The organism is Pseudomonas lijiangensis (genome assembly GCF_018968705.1).
GTDB lineage: Bacteria > Pseudomonadota > Gammaproteobacteria > Pseudomonadales > Pseudomonadaceae > Aquipseudomonas > Aquipseudomonas lijiangensis.
Map to the genome: position 1 here is coordinate 3,039,082 of NZ_CP076668.1, position 24,430 is coordinate 3,063,511.

18 protein-coding genes (1 of these 18 cut by a window edge) are annotated in these 24,430 nt (G+C 60.2%); 8 read left to right on the forward strand and 10 right to left on the reverse strand.

Translation table 11 applies throughout. From position 1 onward, the window contains the following. Positions 1 to 1,902: the 5' end (the start) of a non-ribosomal peptide synthetase gene (locus KQP88_RS12605; RefSeq protein ID WP_216703201.1), read on the reverse strand. 7,596 nt of this gene lie to the left of the window's left edge; only the first 1,902 of its 9,498 coding nucleotides appear in the window; it begins with the start codon at positions 1,900 to 1,902; its stop codon lies off the left edge, out of view. Between the two features lie 346 nt (positions 1,903 to 2,248). Between KQP88_RS12605 and KQP88_RS12610 the strand changes: the two genes are divergently transcribed. After that, positions 2,249 to 3,043: a helix-turn-helix transcriptional regulator gene (locus KQP88_RS12610; RefSeq protein ID WP_216703202.1), complete on the forward strand. Its 795-nt coding sequence runs from the start codon at positions 2,249 to 2,251 to the stop codon at positions 3,041 to 3,043. Positions 3,044 to 3,058: 15 nt separating this feature from the next. Here KQP88_RS12610 and pmrG read toward each other — a convergent pair whose 3' ends face one another. Continuing rightward, complete coding sequence (gene pmrG / locus KQP88_RS12615; protein ID WP_253950479.1) at positions 3,059 to 3,721, reverse strand: lipopolysaccharide core heptose(II)-phosphate phosphatase PmrG; 663 nt, start codon at positions 3,719 to 3,721, stop codon at positions 3,059 to 3,061. A gap of 359 nt (positions 3,722 to 4,080) precedes the next feature. On the opposite strand from pmrG, the gene KQP88_RS12620 reads away from it, so the two are divergent. From KQP88_RS12620 to KQP88_RS12645, 6 genes are all read left to right on the forward strand, one after another. Then, positions 4,081 to 4,755, forward strand: a complete 675-nt coding sequence (locus tag KQP88_RS12620; protein WP_216703203.1) for a response regulator transcription factor — start codon at positions 4,081 to 4,083, stop codon at positions 4,753 to 4,755. A gap of 278 nt (positions 4,756 to 5,033) precedes the next feature. Next, positions 5,034 to 6,227 carry an acyl-CoA dehydrogenase family protein gene (locus KQP88_RS12625; protein ID WP_216703204.1) on the forward strand — a complete coding sequence of 398 codons (1,194 nt, stop codon included), beginning with the start codon at positions 5,034 to 5,036 and terminating at the stop codon, positions 6,225 to 6,227. A 12-nt stretch (positions 6,228 to 6,239) separates the two neighbouring features. Next, entirely contained in the window at positions 6,240 to 7,346 is a 1,107-nt protein-coding gene (locus KQP88_RS12630) for a sigma-54 interaction domain-containing protein (RefSeq protein WP_216703205.1), read from the forward strand. A 270-nt stretch (positions 7,347 to 7,616) separates the two neighbouring features. Continuing rightward, on the forward strand, positions 7,617 to 8,543 hold the full coding sequence (locus KQP88_RS12635; RefSeq protein WP_216705947.1) for an aliphatic sulfonate ABC transporter substrate-binding protein: 927 nt from the start codon (positions 7,617 to 7,619) through the stop codon (positions 8,541 to 8,543). Continuing rightward, positions 8,543 to 9,385 carry an ABC transporter permease gene (locus KQP88_RS12640; RefSeq protein ID WP_216703206.1) on the forward strand — a complete coding sequence of 281 codons (843 nt, stop codon included), beginning with the start codon at positions 8,543 to 8,545 and terminating at the stop codon, positions 9,383 to 9,385. Before KQP88_RS12635 ends, KQP88_RS12640 begins: the two co-directional genes overlap by 1 nt. After that, entirely contained in the window at positions 9,382 to 10,122 is a 741-nt protein-coding gene (locus KQP88_RS12645) for an ABC transporter ATP-binding protein (protein WP_216703207.1), read from the forward strand. Before KQP88_RS12640 ends, KQP88_RS12645 begins: the two co-directional genes overlap by 4 nt. Before the next feature lie 73 nt (positions 10,123 to 10,195). On the opposite strand, the gene KQP88_RS12650 is transcribed toward KQP88_RS12645, so the two are convergent. From KQP88_RS12650 to KQP88_RS12685, 8 genes are all read right to left on the reverse strand, one after another. Further along, a complete protein-coding gene (locus tag KQP88_RS12650) occupies positions 10,196 to 11,407 on the reverse strand; it encodes an acyl-CoA dehydrogenase family protein (RefSeq protein ID WP_216703208.1) in 1,212 nt (403 codons plus the stop codon). Between the two features lie 14 nt (positions 11,408 to 11,421). Continuing rightward, a complete protein-coding gene (locus KQP88_RS12655) occupies positions 11,422 to 13,143 on the reverse strand; it encodes a dipeptide ABC transporter ATP-binding protein (protein WP_216703209.1) in 1,722 nt (573 codons plus the stop codon). Then, positions 13,140 to 14,003 (reverse strand): ABC transporter permease, encoded by an 864-nt coding sequence (locus KQP88_RS12660; protein WP_216703210.1) that lies wholly within the window; start codon positions 14,001 to 14,003, stop codon positions 13,140 to 13,142. The genes KQP88_RS12655 and KQP88_RS12660 overlap by 4 nt, the downstream gene beginning before the upstream one ends. Further along, on the reverse strand, positions 14,000 to 14,992 hold the full coding sequence (locus KQP88_RS12665) for an ABC transporter permease (RefSeq protein ID WP_253950480.1): 993 nt from the start codon (positions 14,990 to 14,992) through the stop codon (positions 14,000 to 14,002). The genes KQP88_RS12660 and KQP88_RS12665 overlap by 4 nt, the downstream gene beginning before the upstream one ends. After that, positions 14,989 to 16,587, reverse strand: a complete 1,599-nt coding sequence (locus KQP88_RS12670; RefSeq protein WP_253950606.1) for an ABC transporter substrate-binding protein — start codon at positions 16,585 to 16,587, stop codon at positions 14,989 to 14,991. The genes KQP88_RS12665 and KQP88_RS12670 overlap by 4 nt, the downstream gene beginning before the upstream one ends. A gap of 226 nt (positions 16,588 to 16,813) precedes the next feature. Then, a complete protein-coding gene (locus tag KQP88_RS12675; protein ID WP_216703213.1) occupies positions 16,814 to 18,226 on the reverse strand; it encodes an LLM class flavin-dependent oxidoreductase in 1,413 nt (470 codons plus the stop codon). 21 nt (positions 18,227 to 18,247) lie between these two features. Continuing rightward, entirely contained in the window at positions 18,248 to 19,513 is a 1,266-nt protein-coding gene (locus KQP88_RS12680; protein ID WP_216703214.1) for an acyl-CoA dehydrogenase family protein, read from the reverse strand. Positions 19,514 to 19,544: 31 nt separating this feature from the next. After that, positions 19,545 to 21,659 (reverse strand): TonB-dependent receptor family protein, encoded by a 2,115-nt coding sequence (locus KQP88_RS12685; RefSeq protein WP_216703215.1) that lies wholly within the window; start codon positions 21,657 to 21,659, stop codon positions 19,545 to 19,547. Between the two features lie 505 nt (positions 21,660 to 22,164). On the opposite strand from KQP88_RS12685, the gene KQP88_RS12690 reads away from it, so the two are divergent. Then, positions 22,165 to 24,279: a TonB-dependent receptor family protein gene (locus KQP88_RS12690; RefSeq protein ID WP_253950481.1), complete on the forward strand. Its 2,115-nt coding sequence runs from the start codon at positions 22,165 to 22,167 to the stop codon at positions 24,277 to 24,279. The last annotated feature ends 151 nt before the right edge of the window (positions 24,280 to 24,430 follow it).

Consider the following 24,430-nt stretch of genomic DNA (forward strand, 5'->3'; position numbering starts at 1 on the left):
GACCAGATGAGAGAGCGTGCGATGCTCCACCATGACGCCTTTCGGCTGGCCGGTGGAACCCGAGGTGTAGATCACATAAACCAGATTGTCGCTGCTCAGGCTGGCGATCCGCGGGTTGGCGTGAGCGCCCTGCCCCCAGTCGCTGCCGTCCAGATCGATCAGCGGCAGACTCAGCTCTGGCAGACGGTCATGCAGATTCGACTGGGTCAGCACCGCCACCGGCTGGCTGTCGCTCAGCAGGTAAGACAGGCGCTCCCGTGGATGCGCAGGATCAACCGGCACATAGGCCGCACCGGCCTTGAGCACGGCCAGCATGCCTACCAGGGTTTCCAGGCCACGACGGGCAACCAGCGCAACACGATCATCCGGGCGCACGCCCAGTTCGATCAGGCGCTGGGCCAGGCCATTGGCCTTGCGGTTGAGCTGGGCGTAGGTCAGGTGTTTTCCCTGATGAACCGCCGCAACGGCATCCGGGCGGGTCTGGGCCTGATTTTCGATGCGCTTGTGGATCAGTTGTTCGCTGGCAGAAGTTGCATCGGTCGCGTTCCAGCTCTGCAATTGCTGGTGCTCGGCAGGCGTCAGCAGGTCAAAGTCCTCGACCAGCAGTTCCGGATTCTCCAGGGCCTGTTCCAGTACCTGCAACAGGCGAGCGGCGATAGCCTCGGCCTCTTCGGCCTCGAACCAGGCGCGGTGATAGACCAGGTGCAGCCAGGCATTGTCATTGAAGCTGTTGGTACGCAAATGGATGGCAAGAGGCGTTGTTTCGTAGCCGTTCGAGACTTTTACCGTCTGCGCCTGAGCCTCGCCATAGCGATATTCATGATCTTCCTGCTCGTAGGAAACCGAAACCTCGAACAACTGGCCACGTTCCTCACGGGCCACACCCAGGTTGCGATTCAGCTCGCTCAGGGGAAAGCGTTGATGGCGGAAATCGCGCTTGAGTGTGTCGCGTACCTCCTTGACCAGCGAGCCAAAGTTCAGTTGCCCGTCAAAGGTCATGCACACCGCACTGACCTGAGCGAAGTGGCCCATGGTCGCCTTGAAACGCGCACCGATACGGTTGAGCAATGGCAGACCGACCACCCAGTCTTCGCGCTGGGCGGTACGGGTGAAGTAGACGTGCAAGGCCGCCAGCAGGACATGAAACGCCGTAGAGCCGTTGCTTTCGGCGAACTGCTTCATGCGCGTGTGCAGCGCTTCCGGGAAGTTCTGTACCCAGGTATGGGACGGTGCCGGATCGGTTGCACGGCGGTTGTGGTAGCGCGATACCAGCAGCGGCTCCGGCAGGTTGCTGTACTTCTCCAGCCAGTAAGCCTTGTCCCGCTCGTAGCGTGGCGATTCGTGGTAACGCGCATCTTCCTGAATGAAGTCGCGGTATTCCGGAGCCTTGAAATCCAGGCTGCTGCCTTCAGCCAGTGCCGTGTAGTGCTCACCCAGGGATTTGATCATCTGCCCGAAGCCCCACCCGTCAATGATCAGGTGGTGAACGACGTTGATCATCCAGTGGTGTTCCGCACTCAGGCGCACAAGGCAGAACCTGAACAGTGGACTGCCATCCAGTGTGCAGGGGCGCTGCATGTACTCAAGGGCCAGCGCCTGGGCAGCGCCGATCGGGTCTGGCTGGTCGCTCAGATCATGCAACGGCATCGGCACAGGCATCGATGCGGCATAGGTCTGCAACGGCAGGCCGTCTGCCGAAGCGCCCGGCAGCAACACTGTGCGCAAACCTTCGTGGGATGCCACCAGATTTTCCAGCGCACGCTGATACAAGACCGGATCCAGAGGACCGGTTAGGTTCAGGTAGCCGCCGATGTTGTAGAGAGGAGAATCGCCACGACTGATCTGATCAAGCCAGACATCACGCTGAGCGGCGGTTAGGGGGAAGACATCGGCGGCTGACATGGTCCAGGTCCTTCTAGGCAGTTAAGCCGCGGATTCAAGCACCGCCCTGCCGAACCTGTATGTCCTAGAAAACCCCTACAATGGCGTATAGCCACCATTCAAAAAAATCTTGACAGCTGCTCTGGCCCACGGAGTTAGCTGTTTCGACCGCTCGTCACCGAGCGAAGAGATTATCTTTGTCAGATAAAGTTCATATCCAATAATGCGCCTGTCCCGGTTTTCCACTACAGACACGGAGCAAACCCTTGGGATTGAATAAGACCATCGTCAGCGTCATTATTCAGGCGTCAACATAAGGACTCGGCCACTACCAATCAGTACGGTCAGAATCAGGGAAGATAGAAGTATGAAACTGACAACCCCTCTCGAGCACAGTCACGACCCGCGTTTTTATCAGCATCTGGGTCAGCTTATTTCCAGCACCGGCAGCAACACCTTTGCCAGGCAGATGCTGCAACTGGTCGACGCACTGGTGCCGGTCCACGGTCTCGATATCAATGAGTGGATCCTGGATGTCCCCCAGGCCAGCATCAGCCAGACCAACAGCCTCGGCAATGCCGGCCTGCAATACGACTTCCCGGCGACCAACAGTCAGCGTCCGCCCCTCCTGCAGAGTGTCATGCAGATGGACGCACCACTGCTCATCCAGCTCAAGGTTTCCTCGAACACGCAAAATCCGCAGTACACGATTCACCAGTGCAATCTGGTTTCGAGCCGTGCCGAGCAGCGCTGGATCATCTGCTTCTATCGCCTGCCGACCTTGCGACCGTTCTCACTGAGCGAGTTGTCACTGCTCAAGAGCCTGTCCGACACACTGCTGCCGCTGGTCGAACATCATGCACAACTTCTCGCGCAGCCCGCCACCCGTGTAACAAGCACGGCACGCGTCGAACCCGAGCAGGAAGCAGAAGCCGCCTCCATGCACCAGGCTTTCAGCGGTCGCCTGGCACAGGATGCCATCATTTTGTCCGCACGCGAACAGGAAGTCTGTCTCGGTCTGCTGACCGGCGGCACCGTACCGGAGATGGCGCAAAGACTGCGAGTCAAGGCCAGCTCGGTGGAAACCTACCTCAAGCGCGCCACCGTGAAGCTGGGCATCAGTGGACGGCATGGCCTGGCAAGGTGGATGGCGGGTGCCTGAAGACCTTCGCTTCCTTCAAAATCCCGGCATGCTGTCCCAGTAGTCTGCACCCAACGCCCCGAGCATCTTCGGGGCATGCCTGCCGTCTACCCTCACAAAGAAAGCCTGCGTATAAGCGCTACCACGCTGCCCTCCACTAACGCCCATCTTTCGTTCGAAGTGATCGATACAACCACTGTGAGTGATCACCACCAGGTTTTCGCCCGGTTTCTTGTGCGCCAGTAGCGCCTCCTTGAAGCCACTGTCACACGCCTCGACCCAGCGTTGAGTCTGTGCGGAACCACCCGAAATCAGATCAGCCGTTTGCCTTGTCCGCGTCAACGGACTGGTGATGATCCTTGCCTTTTCCAGCCCCAACTGCTGCAAGCCGTCCCCCACCTTCATGGCGGCTTGACTCCCCACAACGGTGATGCCATCGGAACTGTCCATGCAGGCATTATGAGAACGATCGCAACGTTCGGCATGCCTGATCATCACCACAACATCGCCTTTCGCCCAAAGCCCATAAAGCCCCGACTTGCTCATATTGTCATCCATACCTAAATCAACAATACGAGTCGCTGACAACATCCAGACAAACACGGCAGAAAGCAAAGCTAGCAAAAGAAGGGTTGCGACACTCTCCATGCCCGATTTATTGAAGTGCCATTTCCGACGCCATTGCTTTTCGAGCGCCAAACTATAAAGCCTAGTGAAAGCCACACCCTGCGTCCTTGATCAAAGTTTGAGAAAACAACGCCTGCTGAATCTTTCGTATTTTTATAGACGGAGCTGTCACGGTGAGGTCAACGAGTTGTCAAAATTTTGTGGACTCTTTTGAGCCCTCATAAACAAATGTCTATTGATGAATGCCCCCTCTTAAAAGGCTGAGATACATCAACTAGTGGAAAGAGACTTTTGACAACCCTTTCACTTTAAATTGACGTTTGCCGGAGTACTTTTACCCCGACAGGCTTGCGATATCTGGCGTTGAAAGACATGCCAAGCCCCTGACTACCTGCCGTTGGCCTGACATCATAAAAATGAAGAGCAGCGTAATGCGTATACTGGTTATTGAAGATCACAAAGACATTCTCGCCAACATTACCGAGTATTTCACCCTTAAAGGATTTGAAGTAACCGGGGCGCTGGACGGACTGACCGGACTCCACCATGCAGTGACCGGTAATTACGACGCCATTATCCTGGACCTTATGCTGCCAAGTATGGACGGTATTCTTGTCTGTAAAACCCTGCGGGAAAACACCACAAAACATGTTCCCATATTGATGCTGACGGCTCGCGATGCACTGGATGACCGCATAACAGGATTCAATGTCGGTGCAGACGACTACATCGTCAAACCCTTTGCACTGTCCGAGTTACTTGCCCGGGTTGAATCAGTTGCACGACGCTTCAGCGGTATGAAAAAACGCATGTTGCAGATACATGATCTGACCTATGACCTGGACACCCTGGAAGTCAGACGTGCAGGGTGCTTGCTCAAGCTGAACCCTACCAGCATGGTCATTCTTGAACTGCTCATGCGTAAAAGCCCGGCTATCGTGAAGCGGCAGGATTTTGAACAGGCCCTCTGGGGCAGCAATGCACCCGACTCGGACAGCTTGAGAACCGGTATTTATACACTGCGCAAAATCATTGATAAGTCGTTTGATATTCCCCTGCTGCACACCGTTCATGGCCTGGGTTACAAACTGCAAGGCCCGCGATAGATCATAACTGTTGCCCCACCAACACCTGAGCAACAGAGCACACCCTCAAGCAACATCGCCACTGCGCTATCAATGACAAACCCTATATAAATCAGCTCATTACACTCTGGCACAGGACTTGCCACCTGAGCGATGCAGCTCTGATCACGGAGCCTCATCACAAAGGAATCGAACATGAGTGGACTATTGAAGGTCATCGCTGTTTCAGGCGGGGCCTCTCGCCCTTTTATCCCGACGATGCTGCCAGACAACTGGCTTGAATCTGTCTGCGCGGGAGGATGCCTGTGACCTCTCCTCTGTCCGCTTCCTTCGCTTCACCTCTGCTACTGGCCCGCAATCTGGCGACGGATTTCGCCAGCAACGCTGCCGAACGCGACAAGAACGGTGGGACGCCACTGGCCGAACGCGATGCCTTGCGCCGCAGCGGGTTGCTGGCTCTGACTATCCCGACGCGCTTTGGTGGCCTGGGTGCCAACTGGCAGGAAACCTTCGACGTGGTGCGTGAGTTCGCCAGGGTCGACAGTTCCATTGCCCATGTCTTTGGATTCCATCACCTGATGCTGGCCACGGTCCGGCTGTTCGCCAGACCCGAGCAATGGCACCCGTGGTTCGAACAGACGGCCCGGCAGAACTGGTTCTGGGGCAACGCGCTGAACCCTCTGGACACCCGCACCGTGATGAAGACCTTTGACGGCTGGCGTGAGTTTTCCGGGCGCAAGAGTTTCTGTTCCGGGGCCAGCGACTCGGAAATGCTCATCGCGTCGGCGGTGGATGAAAATGCCGGTGGCAAGCTGGTGATTGCCGCGATTCCCAGCGGTCGCACCGGCATTACCCTGCACGACGACTGGGACAATATGGGCCAGCGCCAGACCGACAGCGGCAGCGCAACCTTCGAGCGGGTGCGTATCGAGGAGTCGGAACTGCTGCTCGATCCGGGCCCGCTGAGTACACCCTTTGCCTGCCTGCGTCCGCTGATTGCCCAGTTGCATTTCACCAACCTGTTCCTGGGAATCAGCGAAGGCGCCTTCGAGGAAGCCCGGCAGTACACCCTCAAGGAAAGTCGCCCGTGGTTCACCTCCCAGGCTCGGGACGTCAGCGAAGACCCTTATGTCCTGCGTCATTACGGCGAATTCTGGGCGGCTCTTGAAGGTGTGCGTGCCCTGGTGGAGCGCGCCTGCGTGCAACTGGACGAAGCTTGGAACAAGGGACCGGACCTGAGCAGCGAAGAACGTGCGCGCCTGGCGCTGTCCATCAGCAGCGCCAAGGTCGCAGCCACTCGCACAGGTCTGGATCTGTGCAGCCGGCTGTTTGAAGTGACCGGCGCCAGAGCCACACATGCCGCCCTGCGCCTGGACCGTTTCTGGCGCAACCTGCGCACCCAGACCCTGCACGATCCGCTGGATTACAAGCTGCACGAGCTGGGCGACTGGGCCTTGAACGGCAAGCGTCCGACACCGACCTTCTATTCCTGAGCGAGAGCCCGTATGCAATTGCTGACACTTCCACCCTCCCCATCCCTTGCGACCTCCATCCGCGCCACGGCCCAGGTGTTCGAGGACCCGAAATCCAGAACCTTGCTGGCCCATCTGCAACAGATCGCCCCCAGCGAAGCCAGCGTACTGATCATCGGCGAGACCGGCACCGGCAAGGAGCTGGTCGCCCGGCATCTGCATAACCTCAGCGGTCGCTGCAATGGCCCGTTTGTGGCGGTCAACTGCGGCGCATTCTCAGAGTCGCTGGTGGAAGCCGAACTGTTCGGCCATGAGAAAGGTGCTTTCACCGGCGCCCTGAGTGCCAAGGCCGGCTGGTTCGAGGAGGCCAACGGCGGCACGCTGTTCCTCGACGAGATCGGCGATCTGCCCATGGCCATTCAGGTCAAGCTGCTGCGGGTCCTGCAGGAACGTGAGGTGGTACGACTGGGCTCACGCAAGAGTATCCCGATCAATGTGCGGGTACTGGCGGCCACCAATGTTCAACTGGAAAAAGCCATCAATGCCGGGCATTTTCGCGAAGACCTGTACTACCGACTGAATGTGGTGACCCTGTCGCTGCATGCCCTGCGCGAACGTCCGGGCGATATCCTGCCCCTGAGTCGCCACTTCGTGCGCACTTACAGCGAACGGCTGGGTTACGGGCAAGTGGAACTCACCGCTCAAGCCCAGTCCAAGCTGGTCGGCTACAGCTGGCCCGGTAATATTCGCGAGCTGGAGAACGTCATTCACCACAGCCTGCTGACCTGCTGTGACGGCAAGGTTCAGGCAGAGGATCTGCGCCTGTCCAACCTGCGTCTGGAGCGTCAGGACGAACAGGTGCAGAGCCACGACAGCAACGCTGTGGACGATCTGCTGCAAAAGGCGTTCAGCAGGCTTTACGAGCAGCACTCGGGCAATCTTCATGAGCATGTCGAAAATGCGCTGCTACGCTCGGCCTATCGGCACTGCCACTACAATCAGGTTCACACGGCGCAATTGCTCGGGCTGTCCCGCAACGTGACCCGCACGCGCCTGATAGCCATTGGCGAACTGGTGGTGAACAAGCGCCGTAACCAGAATCACGCACCGGACAATCGCTTCATGCAACTCTCGATCTGAAGCCATGGCTCGGGCGCCCGACCGAGCGGCTTGTCTGTGCTGCAACTGTCCGCCAGGCAACAGTTGTTCAGCATTATGCCTTCGGCTGCACAGCCCCGTTTCAGCCTCTATTGCGTGTAACGCCCACGGGCCGTGGCCTGCAGCATATGGCATGACACCTGCAATCCCGTCATGACTCCCTACCTGACTGGATACCACGCGATGCGTCTGATTGATCTGGCCTTGCCCCGCCTCCCTCGCTCCCTGAAGCTTCTGGCCTGCACCGGCCTGATGGCACTGGCCCTGAACCCGTCGGCCCGCGCCGAAAATGCGCCTGAAGAAGTACGTCTGGACTACGCCTACTATTCGCCTGTCAGCCTGGTGCTCAAGCACTTCGGCTGGGTCGAAAAGGCCTTGCCGAACTCGAAAGTCAGCTGGGTGTTCAGCCAGGGCAGCAACCGCTCGCTGGAATACCTGAACAGTGGCGGCGCAGACTTCGGTTCGTCAGCCAGCCTCTCGGCGGTGCTGGCACGGGCCAATGGCAGTCCGATCAAGTCGGTATATGTCTACAGCCGCGCCGAATGGACGGCACTGGTGGTGCGCAAGGACTCGCCCCTCAAGAGCGTGAACGATCTCAAAGGGAAGAAGATCGCCGCGACCAAGGGCACGGATCCGTATCTGTTTACCCTGCGCTCACTGGCCAAGGCCGGCCTGGAAAAGAATGACGTGGAACTCCTGCATCTCCAGCATCCGGACGGACGCACCGCCCTGGAGAAAGGTGATGTCGACGCCTGGGCCGGTCTTGATCCGCACATGGCTGCCAGCGAGCTGCAGGCAGGCTCACGTCTGTTGTATCGCAACAAGGATTTCAACAGCTATGGCGTGATCAGCGTGACCGAGGCCTTCGCCAAAGCCCATCCGCAAACCATTACGACTGTGATCAAAGCCTACGAGCAGGCACGCCACTGGGCCATTGCCCATCCGGAAGAGTTCGCCAAACTGCTGGCTGATGAATCCAGGCTGCCGCTGGACGTCGCCAAATTGCAACTGACCCGCACCGACCTGTCTGCGCCTCAACTGACCGACAAGGATATCGAAGCCTCCAAGGCCGCCGCACCGATTCTGGTGTCCGAGGAACTGGTCAAGCGAGGTGTCGATGTCAATCAGGTCATCGATCAGTTGATCGATCCATCCTTCGGCAAGGCCAGTATCGAGTGATGAGCACTTCCAGCAAAGCCCTGGCCGGGGCAAGTCCGGCAGAGCGCCCGGCCAGCCGTGCGCTCCAGTGGCGACGTCGGGCCAAGGGCCTGGCCTTGCCGCTGGCAATCATCCTGTTGCTGGAAACCGTGGTGCGTCTGGGCTGGATCGCTTCCTACCAGATGCCCGCCCCCAGCGAAGTCGCGCAGACCCTGTTCCAGCTCGCCGATGGCGCGTTGTGGAAACACATCGGGGCGAGCCTGTCCCGGGTACTGGCCGGTTTTATCATCGGCTCCGTGCTCGGCTTGCTGTTCGCCGCCTGGGTCGGCCTCAGTCGTGAAGCCGAGGCCTGGCTGGAACCGACCTTCGCCAGCCTGCGGGCGATTCCCAGCCTGGCCTGGGTTCCGCTGCTGCTGTTGTGGCTGGGGATTGGCGAAACCTCCAAGGTCACGCTGATCGCCATTGGCGCTTTCTTCCCCGTGTACCTCAACGGGGTCGCGGCGATCCGCAATATCGACCGCAAGCTGGTGGAAGTCGGACGCATGTATGGCTTCAGCCGCACGCGCCTGGCCCGACGGATTCTCTTGCCAGCGGCCTTTCCGGGTGTGTTCACCGGCCTGCGCAGCGCTCTGAGCCTGAGCTGGATGTTCCTGGTCGCCGCCGAACTCATCGCCGCCACGCGCGGCCTGGGCTATCTGCTCAGCGATGGCCGTGAAACTTCGCGGCCGGATCTGGTGCTGGCCGCAATCATTGTCCTGGCGCTGCTGGGCAAAATCAGCGACGGCCTGCTGGCCGGCCTTGAAAAGCGCTGGTTGGCCTGGCGCGACACCTTCGACGGCGCAGATTCCGGAGCCCGACCATGACTCGACTTCATCACACCACGGACGATCAACCGCTTCTGCTGGATCTGCACGTGGAGCACAAGGCTTTCGGCGATACCGCCGTGCTGGGCCGTCTGGACCTGCAACTGCAAGCGGGCGAAATTGTCAGCCTGCTCGGCCCAAGTGGCTGCGGCAAAAGCACGCTGTTGCGTCTGGTGGCGCAACTGGATCAGGACTTTCGCGGCCAGTTGCGCCAACGTCCCGATGAAGTGGGTTTCGTGTTCCAGGAACCGCGCCTGATGCCCTGGCTGACGGTGGCCGAAAACATCGGCTTCAGTCAGGACAAGGATTACGACCGCGCCCGCGTCAACAGCCTGATCGACGAAGTCGGCCTCACCGGCTTTGCCGATGCGCTGCCCAAGGCATTGTCGGGAGGCATGGCCCAGCGGGTGGCGATTGCACGCGGGCTTTATGGTCAGCCGCAACTCCTGTTGCTGGACGAACCCTTCAGCGCAGTCGATGCCTTTACTCGCTTCAAGCTTCAGGACCTGCTGCTGGACCTGGCCCAACGTCACCATATCGGCCTGCTGGTCGTGACCCACGATGTGGATGAAGCGCTGTACCTGAGCCACCGGGTACTGGTGATCGGCAACCGTCCCGGCACCATCATCAGAGAGCTGAACGTACCACTCACCTACCCTCGCGACCGTCGCGATGAAACCCTGGCAAGGCTGCGCAGCCAGGCGCTGGAATCGCTGCATGATGCGCGGGTGATTTGAGGCTCTGTCGCGGCCAAGGCCCCTCCCACATGATCTGTAGTAAGGGCCTTGCCCGCGACGGGCTATTTGAAGTTCAAAACAACCCTGATGTCGGTGGCTCTGTGCCCTTGAGCTGCCAGGCCCCCACCACAGCAGCCTTCCAGTGACGCGGATTATGGTTGGCCACGGTGCGAGCATTGCGCCAGTGGCGATCAAGGTTATGGCTACGCCCGGTAGTTGAAGCTCCGCCCACATCGAACAGGGTTTCAGCCGCCTTGAGCGCGAGCTCTGCGACCAGATACTGCGCCTGGGCCACCTCGACGGCTGCCTGTTCGACTTCTGCATGCGCCTGCTGCGCGCTCCAGGCCCGGTCGATTGCCTCGGCGGCCTTGAGCACCAGTGCTTCGGCAGCGTAGGCCCGGGCGGAAATATCGCCCACAGCCAGTTCCACATAAGGATCGTCCACCGAACGACGGGCGCTGCTGTGCTTGATCGGTCGCGCATGCTCCCTGGCAAAACGCACCGCATCGTCCAGTGCGTTGCGGGCAATACCGGCCTGTACCGTGCCAAGGAATAGTTGCAGAAACGGCGTGACGATGGTGCGCTTGCCCTCTTCCACTGTACGGGTTCGAATGTCACCGGCCTCGACCCGCACGTTCTGCAGATGAGTCGTGCCACTGGCCGTCAGACGCTGACCCATGGCATCGAAGTCGTCGAGCAGTACCAGGCCTTCACGGTCGCGAGGCAGAACGAATGACACCGGCTGCTCATCCTCGTCCAGTGCCACCGCGCTGACCCAGTCGGCAAACAGCGCACCCGTGCTGTAGAACTTGCTGCCATTGGCCCGATAATGATCGCCCTCACGCACCAGCCGCGCAGCAATCGATCCATTGGCTCCACCCAGTTCCCAACCGGCATTGCCGATCACTGCGCCTTCAAGGTAGCGGGCAAACCAGCGCTCACGTTCGACCTCGGCATCTTCAGTCGTGGCTACCAGCAGCCCCTCGACAAAGGCCAGCCCGGGACGCAAGGCCTGGGCAACGTTGGAATCCACCGACGCGATGCGCAGCAGCAACTCAATGACATCCCGCACGCTGCCGCCAGGGCCACCATGGCTTTTGGGGATACGCACGGTATACAGGCCGGCAGCCGCCAGTTGGGCGATGGCCTCGAAAGGCAATTGCCGCTCGCGTTCACGCTGTGCCGCGCCCGCGCCGATGGCCGGCAGCAGCGCAGTGATACGGGCCTTGAGCTCAACGATGCTGGCAGCAGGCGGCTGCGGGGTAAAACGTTGAAAAGTGGTCATGGGCAGTCCTCAGCCTAGATGGCGATTTTCCAGAGACGTGATTCATCGAATACGTCAAAAGCTTCGTGTTCCGGGTCCAGCGGCGGCACGACCAGCTCCGTGCCGCTACCCGGCAGGCGCGGAACAGAGCCAAGCAGGCGCTGGGTGTATTCATGGGCAGGCTGTGTGAAAAGCTGCTCAGCGGCAGCCAGCTCGACGACCTGACCGTGACGCATCACCAGCACGTTGTCGCTGACATGACGAATCACCCCCAGGTCGTGGGAAATGAACAGATAGGCCAGCCCCAGTTCCTGCTGCAGGTCAGCCAGCAGGTCCAGCACTTGTGCCTGCACCGAAACATCCAGCGCCGATACCGGTTCGTCGCAGATGATCAGCTTTGGCTCGCTGGCAATCGCCCGGGCAATCGCCACCCGCTGGCGCTGACCACCGGACAGCTGCAAGGGCCGTCGCCGGGCCAGCTCAGGCGGCAATCGCACCTGACTCAGCAGATGGCTGATCCGCGCCGGACGCTGACTCACCTCGACGCCCGCAACATGCAGCGCATCGTCGAGGATCTGCATCACGCTCCAGCGTGGGTCGAATGAACCGAGAGGATCCTGATAGATGACACTGATTTCCCGCCTCAGCGGTCTGCGCCGGTTTTCATCGATGGCATTGCCGGGCAGGTTCCAGGGTTGACCGCGATACAGCACCTGGCCGGCATCGGGTTGCAACAGGCCAAGGGCGATGCGGGCTACCGTGGTCTTGCCAGAGCCCGACTCACCGACAATGCCCAGGGTCTGCCCGGCGCGCAGCTCGAAACCGACGTTCTGCACCACCTGACGAAGCTGGCCGTCCGGCCCCAGATAGCGCTTGCCAATACCTTGTGCCTGAAGCAGCACTTGCCCCGCCTCACTGCTTCTGACAGGCAGTATCGGGCGCTGCACGCCCGGCCTTTCGGGAGACAGGCGACTGCCGCGAGGGTGCTCGGACGGCACGGCCGCCAGTAACTCTCGGGTGTAGGGATGTTGCGGCTTGCTCAGGACCTGTTGCATCGGCCCTTGCTCGACCACTTCGCCATGACGCAGCACCACCACGTCGTCCGCCAGTTGCGCCACCACTGCCAGGTCATGACTGATGATCAGCAACGAAGCACCACGGGCCTTGATCTGCTGGAAGACTTCAAGAATCTGCGCCTGCACCGTAGCGTCCAGGGCCGTGGTCGGCTCGTCGGCAATCACCAGCGCCGGGTCCATGGCCAATGCACTGGCAATCAACGCTCGCTGGCGTAAACCGCCGGATAACTGGCCGGACCGCTGGCGGGCTCGCAATGCAACATCGGGCACGCCAACCCGCTCCAACAGTTCCAGTACACGAGCACCTCGCTGCTGCCGATTACCGAAACCATGGGTCTCCAGCACTTCGAGGATTTCCTTGCCCACCGGCCGTAGCGGATCAAGAGACACCAGAGCATCCTGCAGGACAAAGCCGATGTCCTTGCCACGCACCCCACGCCACTGGCGCTCGCTGAGAGCAAGCAGGTCATGCTCACCAAAACTCAGCCTGCGGGCCGCCACGTCAGCACGATTGCCCGTCAGGCCCACGAGACTGCGGGCACTGACGCTCTTGCCCGAACCGGACTCGCCCACCAGCGCCACACAACGACCGGGCGCCAGAGTAAAAGACAGATCCTGCACCACGCTTCGGCCTTCAAACGCGATGCTCAGGCCTTCGACAATCAGGGTCTTGTCACTCATGGCAGGCGTCCCTCAAGGCGTTGTTGGATATAGCGACCGGTCACGGTGGTGGACAGCGTGGTCAGCACGATGAACAGGCCCGGAAAGAAGGTGAGCCACCAGGCATTGGCGATGAAGTCACGCCCCATGGACAGCATGGTTCCCCACTCGGGGGCTGGCGGCTGGGCGCCCATCCCCAGAAAACTCAGGGCCGAAGCCCAGACAATCGCTTGCCCCACGCCCATGGTCAGCGTGACCACCAGCGGGCGCATGGCGTTGGGCAGTAACTGGCGCAGCACGATGCGCGAGACCGGATGCCCCAGCGCCCGCGCCGCTTCGATATAACCGGCATTGCGCACGGCCAGGACCTGGCCGCGAACCATCCGCGCATAACCGGGAGCAGCCCCGAGGCCGGTGGCCACAATCAACGGGCCGATACCACTGCCGAACACCGTCACGAACAACAGAGCCAGCACCAGGCTCGGGAATGCAAACAGCACCTCCAGCAACCAGCCCACCCAGCGATCGATCCACGCACTACCCAGCCCTCCCAGCAGACCGAGGCTGACGGCAATGGCCATCGCCAGGGCTGTAGCGGCGACACCGATGAACAGGCTTTCGCGAGTGCCGTAGACAATCCGGGCAAAGATGTCGCGCCCCGACTGATCGGTGCCCAGCCAATGCGCCCAGCCCGGTGCCTGGAATGCCTCGCGGGGGACAATGGCCAGCGGATCGATGCTCGTGAACAGTTGCGGGGCCAGCGCCGCCAGCAGCAGTGCCGCAAGAAACAACAGCGCCAGGCTCGCACCCAGAGGTGGAAGATGAAGACGCCGTTGCCGACGCAACGGGCTGAAGGTCTGGTCAAGCGTCAGGTCGCTCATGAGTTCGGCTCCTGTTGCCGTGGGTCGATCCATTGATAAAGCAGGTCCACCAGAATATTGGCCAGTACATAGCTCGCAGCCACCACCAGACTGATGCCAATCACCAAAGGCAGGTCCTGAGCCTGTACCGCCTGATACAACTGGCGACCGACACCCTTGCGGGAAAAGATCACCTCGCAGACCACCGCGCCACTGATCAGCGCACCAATGGCCCAGCCGGAAAGTGATACACCCGGCAGCAGCGCATGACGCAAGGCATGCCTGAAACGCACCGCCAGATCGCTCAAGCCTCGGGTTCGGGCGGTCAGTACAAAGGGTTGATCCAGCGTCAGCTCCAGGGATTCACGGGTGACCTGGGCAATGAAACCTGCCAGTGGAATGGCCAGCGAAAAGGCAGGCAGCACCAGGCTTGCCAGACTGTCGCTACCGGCAGGCGGAAACCAGCGCAGCCCAAAGGCAAATACCGCGAGCAGTACGACCCCAAGCCAGAAATGCGGCAAGGCAGCACTCAGGGTTTCGGCGAACGATGCCGCGCCGCCGATCAGCCGGCCGCGCCCTGAAGTGACAACCGTCAGCAGCAGGACCAACACCCAGGCCAGTGCCAGCGATGCCAGGGTCAGTTCCAGAGTCGCACCACCCTGCTCGGCCAGCACGCGGGTCACCGGCTGATGCTGGGAATAGGAACTCCCCAGATCCCCCTGCAGCAACCGCCCCAGATAAACCACGTATTGCACCGCCAACGGCTTGTCGAGGCCGTATTCCTGGCGCGTGGCTTCGATGGTTTCCGCGGTCGGGTTGCCGCTGGGGCCACCCAGAATGGCCAGGACCGGATCGCCCGGCATCAGACGCAGGGCGAAAAAGGTCAGGGTTGCCACGGCCCACAGCACCATCACCCCGCCCGCCACACGAATGGCGGCACGACGACCGAGGGCGGTCAGGCGTTGGCGACGGGGATCAACCACCTCCAGAGAGGTTGCACTTGTACTCATTTCGTCACCCATGAGTCATAGAGATAAGTCACCGCCAGCGAAGGCTCCAGCCGCACGCCGTGGGCCGTCTTGTAAATGCCAAGCCGGGTGCTTTGCGGGTAGGTGGTCAGTTCCAGATATTGCCCGGCGATCTGCTTCTGGGCTTCGTAATAGATCTTGCGACGCTGCTCGGGGTCCTGAGTGGCCAGGGCACTTTCGATCAGCGCATCGAATCCGGCGTCGGCATAACCCGCGGTGTTCTGGTGGTAGCCGCCAACGCCGGCAGGCTGGACAAACGCGGAGCTGAAGATGATCCGCAGTACATCGGGGGTATTGGTGTTCCAGTAGCCGATGCGGATGTCGTAATCCCAGGCAGCCTGACGCGCCGTGGACTGCACATCGCTCATCTGATCCATCACCAGATCGATGCCGACCTGACGGGTCGTTGCCTGAACCTGCTCCCACAAGGTCACTTCAGACGGGGGCGTGCGAGAACCGATCAGCACCACGGCTCGCAGACGCTTGCCATTTCTGGTGCGGTAGCCCTCGGCATCACGACCTGTCCAGCCAGCTTCATCGAGCAACTGCGCGGCGCGGGCCGGGTCATAGTCCTGAACACGTTCGAAGTCCGGGCTATAGAATGGCGTCGCTACGCTCAGCGGACCGCCAGCCCTTTGAAACTCGCCGAAATAGACACTCTTGAGCGCCCCCTCCACATCGGCGCTGCGCACGAAGGCCTCGCGTACCCGCAGATCGTCGAAGGGTGCCCGGCGAATATTGAAGGTGCCATTGGTGGGGTTGCCCGGACGCTGGGAGATGATCAGTTTCAAATCCGGGTTGCGTCGCGCTGCCTCATGGGACTCAGGCGGCAGAGCCTCGATCACGTCCACCTCACCGGCTTGCAGGGAGGCAAAACGTACCGAAGGCTCCTGAATGAATTTCCAGACAATGCCTTCCAGATAGGCCGGCCCCTGATGCCGAGCCGTGGGCGGCGCCCAGTTGTAGTCGGGGTTGCGCGCAAGCTGGACGTGGCTCTGCCGTTCCCACTTGACCACCTTGAACGGCCCGCTGCCCACCGGGCTTTCGCAGTTGGCATCGCGGCTGCGCGCCAGCGCCGTGGGCGACTGGATACCGAGGAACCCCTGGGCCAGCACTTCCAGAAACGCGGCATAAGGCGTGGCCAGATGCACGATGGCGGTGTGGTCATCCACGACCTCGGTGCTGCGGTACTGACGAATATAGCCACCGGCGGTGCTGGACTGGGTCTTGGGATTGGAAATGTGATCGAGGTTGGCCTTCAGGGCCGCGGCGTTGAATGGCGTGCCGTCGGTGAAGTGCACGTCATTGCGCAGATGGAAGGTATAACTCAGCCCGTCGGGCGAGACTTCCCAGCTCTTGGCCAGCCAGGGACCGATACGGCCTTCGCTGTCCATGGACACCAGCGAGTCAAGATACTGCTGGGCGACGAACACCTGGGGCATGTCGCCCGCCACATGAGGATCGAGGCAGGTAGGCTCACGGTCAGTGGCGTACACCAGCGTGCCGCCGTGCACCGGCTGGTCGCTCTGGGTCGCGACTTTTTCGGCACGCTCGCAACCGGTCAACGCCAGGGCCAGTGCCGAGACGGCAAATAAAGGGATGAAAGGACGGATATCGAATTTCAAGATCGCTCCCGGGGATGACATGTCCGATGGCTTGGCACGGGCTGATAGCAGAGGTATTGCAGGTCCCGTGCCGACTCTCAAACCATTGAATTCATTGACTTAAAGATAAGGACCAGTGATGACTGACCAACAAAGTGTCCACGGGCTGTTGCTGCTGCAACAGCCGCCGACTGCTGGTTCATGACGTTTCTGGCGCCGCAAAGCGCAGCGGCTGCAAGGGTTGACTCAGTGCGGCAGGATCGCGGTAGCGCGCTGCCGGATGGTTGTCTGGCAAACGCGACTGCCCTGCCCCGAACAGCCTTTCGCGCAGTGTTTCGCCGGGGGTATAGCGCTCGCGGAAACGACCACGGCGCCGCAACTCAGGAACCACCAGGTCGATGAAGTCCCGGGCCGTCTCGAACGACAGGTATTGGCGCAGGTTGATACCGTCGATGCCGTCCACATCCAGCCAGCGCTCGATCTCGTCGGCGACTACGGTCGGTGTCCCGGCAACGAAGTAACGATCCTCCTGCAATCCTGAAAAGCTGCCGAGCATTTCAGCCACTGTGGTATCCGGCCCGAAACGATTGAGCGAACCCCAGCCGATATCGCCACGCTTGATGATGCTGGACAGTCGTTCATGGGGCGGATATGCCTTCAGGTCGATGCCCATCTGGGCATGGGCCATCCCGCCATCGGCACTGATCAGGCGACGATAGCTGTCGAGCTTGGCCGACACCTCTGCATCGTTGCGCCCGACGATCACCCCTGCCTGAACAATGAACTTGATGCCTGCAGGATCGCGGCCCTGTTCCTCGGTATTGCGGCGCATGGTGGTGATATTGCGCCGCACATCCTCATGGGTGACGCCGCCGGTAAACACCACTTCGGCATGTCGCCCCGCAAAAGCCGAACCCGCCGGAGAGCCCGTGGCCTGGAACAGCACAGGCGTACGCTGCCGCGACGGCTGGCACAGGTGCGGGCCGGCAACCTTGAAGTGCTCACCGACATGGTTGATGTAGCGAACCTTCGACGGATCGGTGTAGATACGCCGCTCGCGATCCTGAATCACCGCATCGTCGTCCCAGGAGCCTTCCCAAAGTTTGTAGAGCACGTCGAGATATTCGTCGGCGATCTCGTAGCGATGGTCGTGGGGCACTTCCTGATCCAGCCCGAAATTGCGGGCGGCGTTGGGCAGATAGGACGTGACGATATTCCAGCCAACCCGGCCCTTGGTCAGGTGATCCAGAGTGCTCATGCGCCGGGCAAAGCTGAACGGCGGCTCGTAGGTGGTGGAAAAGGTCACGCCGAAACCCAGCTCACGGGTCACTGCCGCCATGGCCGGGACCAGCAGCATCGGATCGTTGCTGGGCACTTGCAACCCTTCACGCAAAGCGGTTTCCGGGCCATTGCGGAAACGGTCGTAGACGCCCACCACATCGGCCAGAAAGACACCGTCGAAAGTGCCGTATTCCAGCAACTGGGCCAGCTCGGTCCAGTAGTCCAGGTCGTTGAAACGGTGGCGGTTATTGTCCGGGTGAACCCACATGCCATGGGTGATATGGCTGACGCAGTTCATCTCGAACAGGTTGACGTGCAATTGTTTAGGCATAGCGCTCTCCTTGAATGGCGTTCAGACCGCGCTGGCTTCGTCGATAGCGCCCTGACCTGCGGCCTCGGCATGCAATGCTCGCCAGGTCGCGGTTGGGCTGATGCCGTTGAGGTAGTAATTGCCCAGCGCCTGCTCGCGGTAGATCGCCGGGTTGTGGGACGCCAGGGTGCGGGCGTTGCGCCAGTGCCGATCGAAATTGCGCCCGGTACTGGTGGCCGAGGCACCACCAACTTCAAACAGCAAGGTGCTGGCTTCCAGCACCTGGGCCAGAACGATCTGCTGGGCCTGATAGGTCTGCACTTCGGCTTCGGTATAAAGCGGCTCGCAAACCTCACCGGTCTGCTCGGCTTCATGCACGCCTTGCAGGCTGTGGCCGATGGCGTTGACCTGTGCCTGGGCTGCAAAGGCCAGGCTCGACAGGCGACCGATGACCCGCTGCACCAGCGGATCGTCGGCCGGTCGGGACTGGCCGGGAATGCCGAAGGCTCGTGTGCGGCCCTGCACGAAATCCACGGCATCGGCCAGCACGCCACGTGCGATACCCGCCAGGGTTGCCAGATGCACAGCCTGATAAAAGGCCGTCAGGTAGGACTCGGCGCGCAGTTCGCCTTTCTTGAAACGACGCAGAATGTGCTCTGCCGGCACCTCAACAGCCGTGAAACGAGTGGTACCGCTACCCGTCAGGCGCTGACCGAAACCGTCCCAGTCATCCAGCACTTCTACGCCTGGCGCCCCGGTCGGCACCGACAGGCTGACGAAGTCATCGCCGTCATTGGCGATGGCTGCCACCCAGTCGGCATAAAGCGTGCCGGTGCAGTAATACTTTTGCCCGTCCAGCCGGTAGCCCGCACTGGAGTTTTCAGGGTCCTGCGCCGTCAAGGCCACGGTATTGCCGGAGCTGTCGCTTCGCTCAGCCATCGCCGCTCCCCACAACTCGCCAGCCGCCACTTTGGCGAACCAGTAAGCCTGGGAAGGAATGTCACGGGACGACAGCCGTCCTTCGACAAAACCCAGATGTGCCCGCAGGATCTGCGGCAGGTTTGAATCGGCTTCCCCAAGACGCACCAGCCAGTGCAACAGCTGTGGCAGGCTCGCACCCAGTCCGCCATAGCGGCGCGGTACCCGAAGGGCACCAAAACCGGCTTCTTTCAGCCATGCCACCGGCTCGTGAGCCAACTGACGCTGCTGTTCACGCTCCACCGCACCCGCAGCGATGCGCACAATGACCGGGGCAAAACGCGCCTCCAGCTCGGCATCGGTAACCGCTTGTTCAGACTCGTGACTCATGGCAACTCCTTGTATTCCTGAATGGCGGCGTTCAGAACCGGAACGCCACACCGGTGGTTACCGAGAAAGCGTCGCCCGGATAGAAATTCGCCGAGTCCTGGCCGTTGGCGTTGTAGGCCGTATTGGCGGCAGTGGCGTAGCGCTGGTCAGTGAGGTTGCGCAGGTCGGCAAAGACCTCCCACTTCTTGCTCGGTGCCTGATAACCGACCTTGGCTCCCCAGAGCACGTAAGACGGTGCCTGCCAGCTGTTGGCGTAATCGATGTAGTAACTCGATGCTGCCCGCAGATTGAGCGAGGCGTAAAAGCCGCTTTGCTGGCGGTAGGCAAGCTCGGCCTGATAGACATGACGTGGCAGGCTGGGCAGTTCGTTGTCGCCAAAGGTGTCATCGTGGCGATAGTGGAAATCGTTGAGGGTGTAGGCCTGCCGCAGGTCCAGAGTGTCACCGTTGTCCCCCGACCAGAGCAGCGCGCTCAAACCGGCCTCGATGCCCTGGTGAATGGTCGGGCTGGCATTGGACGTGGTTGTGATCTGATCCTGAGTGGCAGTGGCCTGTTGCACCACGACTGTCAGCAGTTCCTTCTGAATCCAGGAGCGATATAGAGTCAGGCTGCCATCGAAAATCCCCTTGCTGCCGCGAATACCCACTTCGAAAGTAGTCGCCTTCTGCGGCCTGGCATCGAACAGATAAGGGTTGCCGGTGCTACCCAGTTGCCAGGTCACCGGCGGATCGATACTGCGGCTGACATTGCCGAATACCTGGAAATCCGGCGTCAACTGATAGCGCAGGCCGATACGTGGCGCGATGTCGTTCTCGGTGTAGGCGACGCTGTCGGGAAAGTCGCTGGTATTGGTGCCCGTGGTGTATTCGATCTCGGCCTTGCGCTTGATACTCGTGAACGAAAGCCCCGAGGACAGCCACAGGCGATCCGTCAGTTGCAGCTCGTTACCGAAACTCAGCACCGTGTCCCGGGAGCCGGTGTAATTGGTTTCCTGCAGCTTGGCACCGGTGCTGGCGCTGTGGGATTTGACGTCGGCCAGATAGGCCCGGGTGTTGCTGAAGATGATGCTGCTGTCGCTGGGCAGGCCGAAAAAGCGGTCCCCGGTGCGGAAATAGCGCAGGGTCAGGTTTATATCCTTGGAGCGCCAGTCCTGCGGCGCAACGGCGTAGCGCCAGCCATTGAGCAAGGGGTAGTTGTTATAGGCCGCGCCCACTTCGAGCTTGCCGCCATCGTCGAAGGTGTAGGTGGTCTTGTTGGCCAGAAAGGTGGTGCCATCCTTGCGGCGTCCGGTGGGCGCGAGGTTGCTGCGCGGGTCGTGCTTGAGCTGCTGGCGAGTCAGGGTATTGCCGTTGACAAGGTCCTCTTCCCGGTACTTGAGGAAGAAGCGCGTCTCCAGTTTCGAGCTGAACACATGCCCGAAGTTGGCAGCCAGGCCACGGGCTTCATTGGCAGCATGATCCTGATAACCGTCACGCTCGTTATGCTGGATATTGATGTAGTAATCACTGTCACCCACCACGCCGCCAGTGCTCAGTTGCTGCTTGCGATAACCGTAGCTGCCGACCTCGAAACGGGCGTAATTGCCGGGGTCGGTACGCCCGGTCTTGCTGACGAAGTTGATCGCACCACCCAGCGAAAGGGCTGCATATTCCGAGGCATTGGCGCCATACAGCACTTCGGTATGGTCAACGCCCTGCATGTCCAGGAAGTCTTCCTGGGTTCCGCCGGGGCCGGTGATCGGCAAGCCATCGAACAGAAACTTTGTGCCCAGCACATAGCCTTGATAGAACGTGTTCAGGCCTGAACCGCGAATGGATATCTTGTTGGCACCACTGCCACTGGTGGCCTGAGCGAACACACCCGGCTGCAGAGCAAGCACATCCTCTGCACTGCCCGCCTTGCCCTGCTCGATCTGACGGTTGTCTACCACCGCCGTATTGCCCGCCACCTTCTGCAGACGTTTGCGATCCTTCTGCGCCTCACTGGCGGCAGTGCCGGTGACCGTCACCTTGCCCAGGGTCGTACTGCCAGACTCATCAGCCGCCTGGGCCAGCGGGCCGAGCAAAGCCAACAGGATCGGCACACTGGCAGAGCTGCTTGTCAGATGAGGGAAATAACGTCCGCCTTGTCGCTTGATCGCCTGCACTGCAAGTACTCCCTGATGACAACGGATATCCAGACAGCCACTAACTGACCGAATCCGAATAACGCATTAAAGTTATGGAAGTTCATATTGCAGATGTCGTGCCAGCGAGTTTTATTGGCTTTTATCGCTATAAACACTTCTGAAAAGTTGAGCAGCCGTACAAACTGACCAATTGATGTTGCGCGGCAAACAGTTGCGCGGTTCTGAGGTATTAAAAATCAGCCAAGCTCTCTGAATCAGCACATCTGGAGCAGAATCCCTCTCTAAAAAAGCGCCGTTCATATATTTCGGCAACAAGTAATATGCATATAACCACCACTGTTCCCCCTGCAACACTCCACCAACAAACTTTACGCTTTCCAATCACCTGCCCGATAAAACTTGCCACCACATTCAAACTTTACGGGCATCTAACAACTGGCACAGAAACTGCTCACCCCCATGACTGGCCTGACTATGCCCATAGAACGCCGATACCTTCAGTGACGAACTTGGGAGACATACATTGCACGCCATACAACAGGACCGATTGCGCCTGGCCATCCGCCACGCCTCTTTCACGATGGGGCTGGGATGCGCCCTGCTGACCCCGGCCATGACCTATGCCGCGGACTCGACACTGGGTACCGTCACCGTCCAGGGAACCCGACAGTCTGAAACCGAGAACGCCAGAAGCCAGCTGGCCGAAGTGCCTGGCGGCACCAGCGTGGTGGACAGCGAAGAAGTTGCACGGGGCCGTACCGCCAACCTGCAGGATACCCTCGGCTACCAGCCCGGCGTGTTCGTACAGTCCACTGGCGGGAACGATGCGGCAAAGATTTCCATCCGGGGCTCAGGCGCCAACACCTCGCCCGGTTACTTTCGAGAAGGCATCAAGTTCCTGTTCGACGGCCTGCCGATCACAGGCCCTGGCGGTACACCCTATGAGTTTCTCAATGCCTCGGGCGTGAACTACACCGAAATCCTGCGTGGAGCCAACGCCTTTCAGTACGGCGCATTGACCCTGGGTGGCGCGGTGAACTTCGTCAACCACAGCGGCTATACCGCACCGGGCCTGCGTTTGCGTGCCGAGGCCGGCAGTTACGGCTACCAGAAGCAGGCGCTGAGTGTCGGTGGCGTTGAGGGTCCGCTGGACTACTACCTGAACGTCGACAACTACCGCAATGAAGGCTATCGCGATTACAGCCTGTCCAAGAGTTCGGGCGTGGTCGCCAACCTGGGTTATCGCTTCAGTTCCAAACTGGAAACCCGCCTGATGCTGCGCTACCGCGACGAGTTTCATGACGATCCAAGCGCCACCACCCTGGATGCAATCAAGCGCAATCCGCGACATGCCAGCGCCACGGCCGAGTCCAGTGGTGCAGGCAGTCGTCGACCGGGCAGCCTCTGGCTGGGCAGCAAAACTATCTACACCTTCGACGACGATGCGCGCCTGACCCTGGGCTTCGCCTATCACGACTATGCCCACAACAATAATCCGAACAGCCCGAGCAACCCCAGTTACTGGGACTGGCATGATCTGAATCTGCTCGCAGGCTACGAACGCATCGACAACTGGTTTGGCCATGAAAGCCGCAGCTCCATTGCCTTTACCTCCACTCAGCATCTGCGCGGCGAGGTCAATTCGGCGACAGCCTCCAAGGTCCCGCTCAAGCAGGTCAACTACAAGGACTCCGCCGACCGGGTTATCTCCCTGGGAAATGACTTCAACCTGATCGATCGCCTGTGGCTCACCAGCGGCGTGTCGTTCATCAATGTTCAGCGCAAGATCAACGTCGATCAGGCGGTCAATCCCAACACCACCACCTTCGCCACCCACGAAGACTACGACAACTGGAGCATCGCCCCGCGTATCGGCCTGCGTTACGAACTCAACCCGCAACTGCAAGTGTTCGCCAACTTCAGCCGCTCCATCGATCCACCGGCTTCCTGGGAGTATTCAGGCTCTGGTCCGACCACGCCCTACATTCGCCCGCTCGTGGAGCAGAAGGCCAATACCTTCGAGGTAGGTATCAAAGGCTCGTCCGGGATCTTCGACGGCAGCCTGGCGCTGTATCGCTCATGGATTCACGACGAGTTGTTGAACGTGCAGTTCATTGCTGCCACCTCAACCTCCGCTGCTGTAACCGGGGCCTTCAATGCCTCGCCCACCATTCACCAGGGCGTGGAAGCCGGCTTGAACACCCGCCTCTGGGAAAACCCTCAGGGCGACCAGTTACGCTGGCGTCAGGTGTACACCTGGAACGACTTCCATTACCGCGACGACGAAACGTTCGGCGACAACCAGTTGCCCGGCATTCCCAGCCACGTCTATCAGGGCGAGTTGCAGTATCGGCATCACGGCGGCGTCTATACCGGCGTAAACGTGCAATCGGCGTCCCGCACCGCAGTGGATTACGCCAATACCTTCTACGCGCCGTCGTACACCATCTGGGGAGCCAACATCGGCTACGAAGCCCCCAAAGGCGACTGGAAGGTTTCGCTGGACCTCAAGAACCTGGCGAACAAGGCTTATGTCTCGGCAGTCACCCCGCAGTACAACGCAGCCGGTGCTGATACGGCGTCGCTGTATCCGGGTGACGGGATCGGGGCTTATGTTGGGTTTGAAGTGAGGTACTAGGACTGATGCTACATGTAGGACCGGATTCATCCGGGAAGAGGCCTCTATATCCGCCGCATCTGCGTGATCAGAAAGAATGCCTTCCCGGATGAATCCGGTCCTACAGTACGGCGTGAAACGCAGCTCACGACCAGTACGGTTCTATCCTTAG

Excerpts from the sequence above, each read along its gene's own strand:
- KQP88_RS12640 (WP_216703206.1), top strand. The coding sequence starts at position 8,543 with ATGAGCACTTCCAGCAAAGCCCTGGCCGGGGCAAGTCCGGCAGAGCGC.
- KQP88_RS12635 (WP_216705947.1), top strand. The coding sequence starts at position 7,617 with ATGGCACTGGCCCTGAACCCGTCGGCCCGCGCCGAAAATGCGCCTGAA.
- KQP88_RS12680 (WP_216703214.1), bottom strand. The coding sequence starts at position 19,513 with ATGAGTCACGAGTCTGAACAAGCGGTTACCGATGCCGAGCTGGAGGCG.
- KQP88_RS12630 (WP_216703205.1), top strand. The coding sequence starts at position 6,240 with ATGCAATTGCTGACACTTCCACCCTCCCCATCCCTTGCGACCTCCATC.
- KQP88_RS12675 (WP_216703213.1), bottom strand. The coding sequence starts at position 18,226 with ATGCCTAAACAATTGCACGTCAACCTGTTCGAGATGAACTGCGTCAGC.
- KQP88_RS12660 (WP_216703210.1), bottom strand. The coding sequence starts at position 14,003 with ATGAGCGACCTGACGCTTGACCAGACCTTCAGCCCGTTGCGTCGGCAA.
- KQP88_RS12610 (WP_216703202.1), top strand. The coding sequence starts at position 2,249 with ATGAAACTGACAACCCCTCTCGAGCACAGTCACGACCCGCGTTTTTAT.
- KQP88_RS12625 (WP_216703204.1), top strand. The coding sequence starts at position 5,034 with ATGCCTGTGACCTCTCCTCTGTCCGCTTCCTTCGCTTCACCTCTGCTA.
- KQP88_RS12655 (WP_216703209.1), bottom strand. The coding sequence starts at position 13,143 with ATGAGTGACAAGACCCTGATTGTCGAAGGCCTGAGCATCGCGTTTGAA.
- KQP88_RS12650 (WP_216703208.1), bottom strand. The coding sequence starts at position 11,407 with ATGACCACTTTTCAACGTTTTACCCCGCAGCCGCCTGCTGCCAGCATC.
- KQP88_RS12645 (WP_216703207.1), top strand. The coding sequence starts at position 9,382 with ATGACTCGACTTCATCACACCACGGACGATCAACCGCTTCTGCTGGAT.
- KQP88_RS12620 (WP_216703203.1), top strand. The coding sequence starts at position 4,081 with ATGCGTATACTGGTTATTGAAGATCACAAAGACATTCTCGCCAACATT.
- KQP88_RS12665 (WP_253950480.1), bottom strand. The coding sequence starts at position 14,992 with ATGAGTACAAGTGCAACCTCTCTGGAGGTGGTTGATCCCCGTCGCCAA.